The sequence below is a fragment of the Gemmatimonadaceae bacterium genome (assembly GCA_035633115.1).
Classification (GTDB): Bacteria; Gemmatimonadota; Gemmatimonadetes; order Gemmatimonadales; family Gemmatimonadaceae; genus UBA4720.
Genome location: DASQFN010000061.1, coordinates 1 through 3,686, shown reverse-complemented (window position 1 = coordinate 3,686; position 3,686 = coordinate 1). Strand labels below are relative to the sequence as shown.

Genomic DNA, 3,686 nt, shown 5'->3' with positions numbered 1-3,686 from the left:
TGTTCCATCCCGGACGATCACATAGTTCCTGGCAGAAGGGGTATCTTTGTTGCCAGACAAGTGTTGCGGGGGATGGTGAAATGCAAATGAGACTGCACAAGAACGCCACGACAACCCCGAAGGTGCGCGCCATGATCCAGTCGAGTGACTTGCCCAAGACCGAGTTGGCGCGCCAATTTGGCGTCAGCATCGACACGATCAACAAGTGGAAGGCGCGCGATTCGGTGGCAGACCGCAGCCACACCGCCCATCGTCTGCAAACCACGCTCAATGCCGGTCAGGAAGAGATTGTCGTGGTTTTGCGCGAGATGCTGTGGTTGCCGCTTGACGATCTGTTGGCGGTGGTGCGCGAATTCATCGAGCCTGCGATGAGCCGTTCGGCGCTGGATCGGCTGTTGCAGCGACGCGAGGTCGGCAGCTTGCGGGATTTGCGGGCCAAGGCAACCCCGGTTGTCGCCGCCCCGGCAGCCAAGGCGTTCAAAGCGTATGTTCCGGGCTTTGTGCATGTCGATGTGAAGTACCTGCCGCAGATGATCGATGAGACGGGCCACCGCTATCTCTTCGTCGCCATCGACCGCGCCACGCGATGGGTGCATATCGCCCTCTACCCGACCAAGACGGCGGCCAACGCCCGCCGCTTTCTCGCCCGTCTGGTCAAGGCGGCGCCGTTTGCCATCGAGAAGATTCTGACCGACAACGGCCGGGAATTCACCGACCGTTTCGTCACCACCGGCGAACGCACGCCGACCGGCGATCACGCCTTCGACCGCCTGTGCATGGAACTGGGTATCGAACACCGCCTGACCCGCCCGCGCCACCCGCAAACCAACGGCATGGTCGAACGCTTCAACGGTCGGATCGCCGACCTGCTCAAGACACATCGCTTCGTCTCCGGCGAAGACCTGGAAACCACGCTGCTCCGCTACGCCTGGCTCTACAACCACCAACTGCCTCAAGCCGCCCTCAACCACCAATCACCGATCCAGGCCATGCAACAGTGGGAATCTACGCATCCGCATCTGTTCCATCGGAAGGTGGGTAATCGAGCGGGATGTGACACCTAGTTCACGCATTACAGAGCAAACGAAGCTTCTCTTATGGCGTGGCTAACGAGCACCATTTCGGCCCGATCCTAGGGTGATAGTTAACGTGATTGACAAGTTACAGATCCATTAGTACGGTTCCTTTTGAGAAACAACGCCTGTTGCTCTTCGTATGTCCCAACTTTTCCCAGTGCTCGGAGCCGCCATGCTGCCCACGCCGTCGTCGAGTCGAGTGCCGCTGTTGGACGAGCTTCCAGGCGTGAACGCGTATATGGCTTATCTCGGACCCGGTGACGGCCCGACGCAGGTGCGCATCTATCCGCCTAGTAGCGGCCTCGCCACAGTGCGCCCGGCGTCGGTCCAGCACTTGGTGTTGATCCGCGATGCGCGTTCGATTGCGGACGGCCTTCGGCTCGACGAGCATGGGTTCGAGTTACATTCACGTCAATCGGGGTTCGCCGACTTCTACGACGAAGCTGCAGTGCGCGAACGCTACTACCCTGAGGTGCAAACCGTGATGCGCGCGATCACGAGTGCGCTCGCGGTGATCGTGTTCGATCACAACGTACGCAGCGCGGCGCGTGCCACGCGCGGCGAGCTCGGCGTGCGGGTGCCGGTCGATCAGGTGCACAACGACTACACTGAGCAGTCCGGCCCGAGACGAAAGCAGGAAATACTCGATGCGGCCGGGCGCTCCGATCTAGCGGATCGGCACATCGCCTTCGTCAACCTGTGGCGGCCGATCGTCGGCCCAGTGTTGGACAACCCGCTCGCGCTGTGCGACGCACGCAGCGTGTCGCCCGAGGATCTGGTCGCAACCGACATTCTTCACTTCGGCGAGCACGACTTGGCGGTGCCGCGCCATAGCGGCCAGATCTATTCGGTGCGCCGCAACCCTGCGCACCAGTGGTTCTATGTGTCCGAGATGCGACCCGATGAGGTACTGCTCTTGAAGTGCTACGACTCGCGTGCGGACGGACGTGCGCGTTTCATGCCGCACACCGGTTTTCGAAATCCCGCTTGCCCGAGCGAGTTTGTGCCGCGCGAAAGCATCGAAGCGCGGACGTTGGTCGTTCGACGAACCCCTCTGAACTCGCGCTGCGCGTGGAAGCGCTGTGGACATCGCGCGGACCTGCGCGGTCAACAGGCCATGTGTATGAGAAACCCTGATTCCCGGGGCAACCAGTTGGGGAAAATTTCGCGCTCCGCTTTGCTCCGGCGGGTGGTATTGATGCCTGGATCGCTGCTGGTCAAAGCGTGGAATCCTGACTCGAACCGGAGGTTGGTATGAAAGCCGAACGCACCGAATTTCCCGGATCAGATGGACAAAAGCTTGCCGCGCGGCTGGACGCCCCGGACGGGCCGATTCATGCCGTTGCGTTGTTTGCACATTGCTTCACCTGCGGGAAGGATGTTTTTGCCGCAAGCCGAATAGCCCATGCGTTAACCGATCACGGCATTGCTGTCTTGCGCTTCGATTTCACCGGATTGGGTGCAAGCGAGGGAGAATTTCCCAATACCAATTTTTCATCTAACCTGACCGATCTGATTGCTGCAGCCGATCATCTACGGCAAGTGCGTCGAGCCCCTGCGCTGCTCATCGGCCATAGCTTGGGCGGTGCTGCCGTATTGGCCGCAGCGACAGATATCCCGGAAGTGCGAGCGGTGGTGACAATTGGCGCACCCAGCGATCCGACCCATGTCACCGGACTGTTTCGTGACCATCTCGCCAAAATCGAAAATGACGGCGAGGCCGAGGTACAACTCGCCGGACGTCCATTCCGCATCAAGCGCCAGTTTTTGGCGGATGCTGCGGAACACCAGCTATCAGACAAGATTGCGCATCTGAGAAAAGCATTGCTTGTGATGCATTCGCCGCATGACACTACGGTCGACATCACTAATGCAGTGCAAATCTTTACTGCGGCTAAGCATCCTAAGAGTTTCATTTCGCTGGACGATGCCGATCACCTGCTCACACGCAAGGCCGATGCGATCTACGTTGCCAACATGATTGCCACATGGAGTCAGCGGTATATCTTGACTGATCCGGTGTAATCGCGACTGCAGCAACGATTGGATCACCTTCGATCGGCCGGGAGGCCTGGATTGCGAAGCTCTATTGTTCAGAGATCGCCCAGGAGGTAGTAGATCAGGCGCTGCAGCGCTCTGGTTCGGCCCGATTTCGCTCATTCTTGAGAACGTTCTTCGCGAACCGAACGGCTTGACAGCCCCGGTTGCGCTCCCCTTTGAATGTCCGCTTTCGGCAACGCCCACCGTCTCCTCAGGGTCGAACGCAGCCGCTCAATGCACCTTGCATCGTCTGTTGAATGCATCGTGGCTAACAAACGATAAGCTGAATGCTCCTTACTTATCGCAAGACACGCAGAGGTTTGCATCAAGCGAAGTCGTCCAAATGCCGCCCCGTCAGCGCCAGCACCATCAAAACCCAATACGACACTCCGAGGTCACGCGGCATAATCAAGAATGTCCCCAATATCGCAATATCGATATATGCCCAAAACAGACCTCTATCGTCAATATCGACGGCCATTTGAACGTGGGGCGGTTGATCTTGATGACGAGGAAGCCGTTATTGCGTGTGATGATAAAAGATCGTTTCGCGGTAATCAGCGTGCCTGC

General features: G+C 58.6%; 3 protein-coding genes. All 3 read left to right on the top strand.

Annotation, left to right across the window (positions count from 1 at the left end):
* The first annotated feature begins 80 nt into the window (after positions 1-80).
* The 3 genes from VES88_08590 to VES88_08580 all read left to right on the top strand — a co-directional run bounded on the left by VES88_08590 (position 81) and on the right by VES88_08580 (position 3,101).
* Positions 81-1,064, top strand: coding sequence for an IS481 family transposase (locus tag VES88_08590; protein HYN81546.1), 984 nt, complete (start codon positions 81-83; stop codon positions 1,062-1,064).
* A gap of 250 nt (positions 1,065-1,314) precedes the next feature.
* On the top strand, positions 1,315-2,334 hold the full coding sequence (locus VES88_08585) for a CmcJ/NvfI family oxidoreductase (GenBank protein HYN81545.1): 1,020 nt from the start codon (positions 1,315-1,317) through the stop codon (positions 2,332-2,334).
* Positions 2,331-3,101: an alpha/beta fold hydrolase gene (locus VES88_08580; protein HYN81544.1), complete on the top strand. Its 771-nt coding sequence runs from the start codon at positions 2,331-2,333 to the stop codon at positions 3,099-3,101. Before VES88_08585 ends, VES88_08580 begins: the two co-directional genes overlap by 4 nt.
* The last annotated feature ends 585 nt before the right edge of the window (positions 3,102-3,686 follow it).

Bases quoted from the DNA above. Each gene is read 5' to 3' on its own strand.
- VES88_08590 (HYN81546.1), top strand. From the start codon at position 81: ATGCAAATGAGACTGCACAAGAACGCCACGACAACCCCGAAGGTGCGC.
- VES88_08585 (HYN81545.1), top strand. From the start codon at position 1,315: ATGGCTTATCTCGGACCCGGTGACGGCCCGACGCAGGTGCGCATCTAT.
- VES88_08580 (HYN81544.1), top strand. From the start codon at position 2,331: ATGAAAGCCGAACGCACCGAATTTCCCGGATCAGATGGACAAAAGCTT.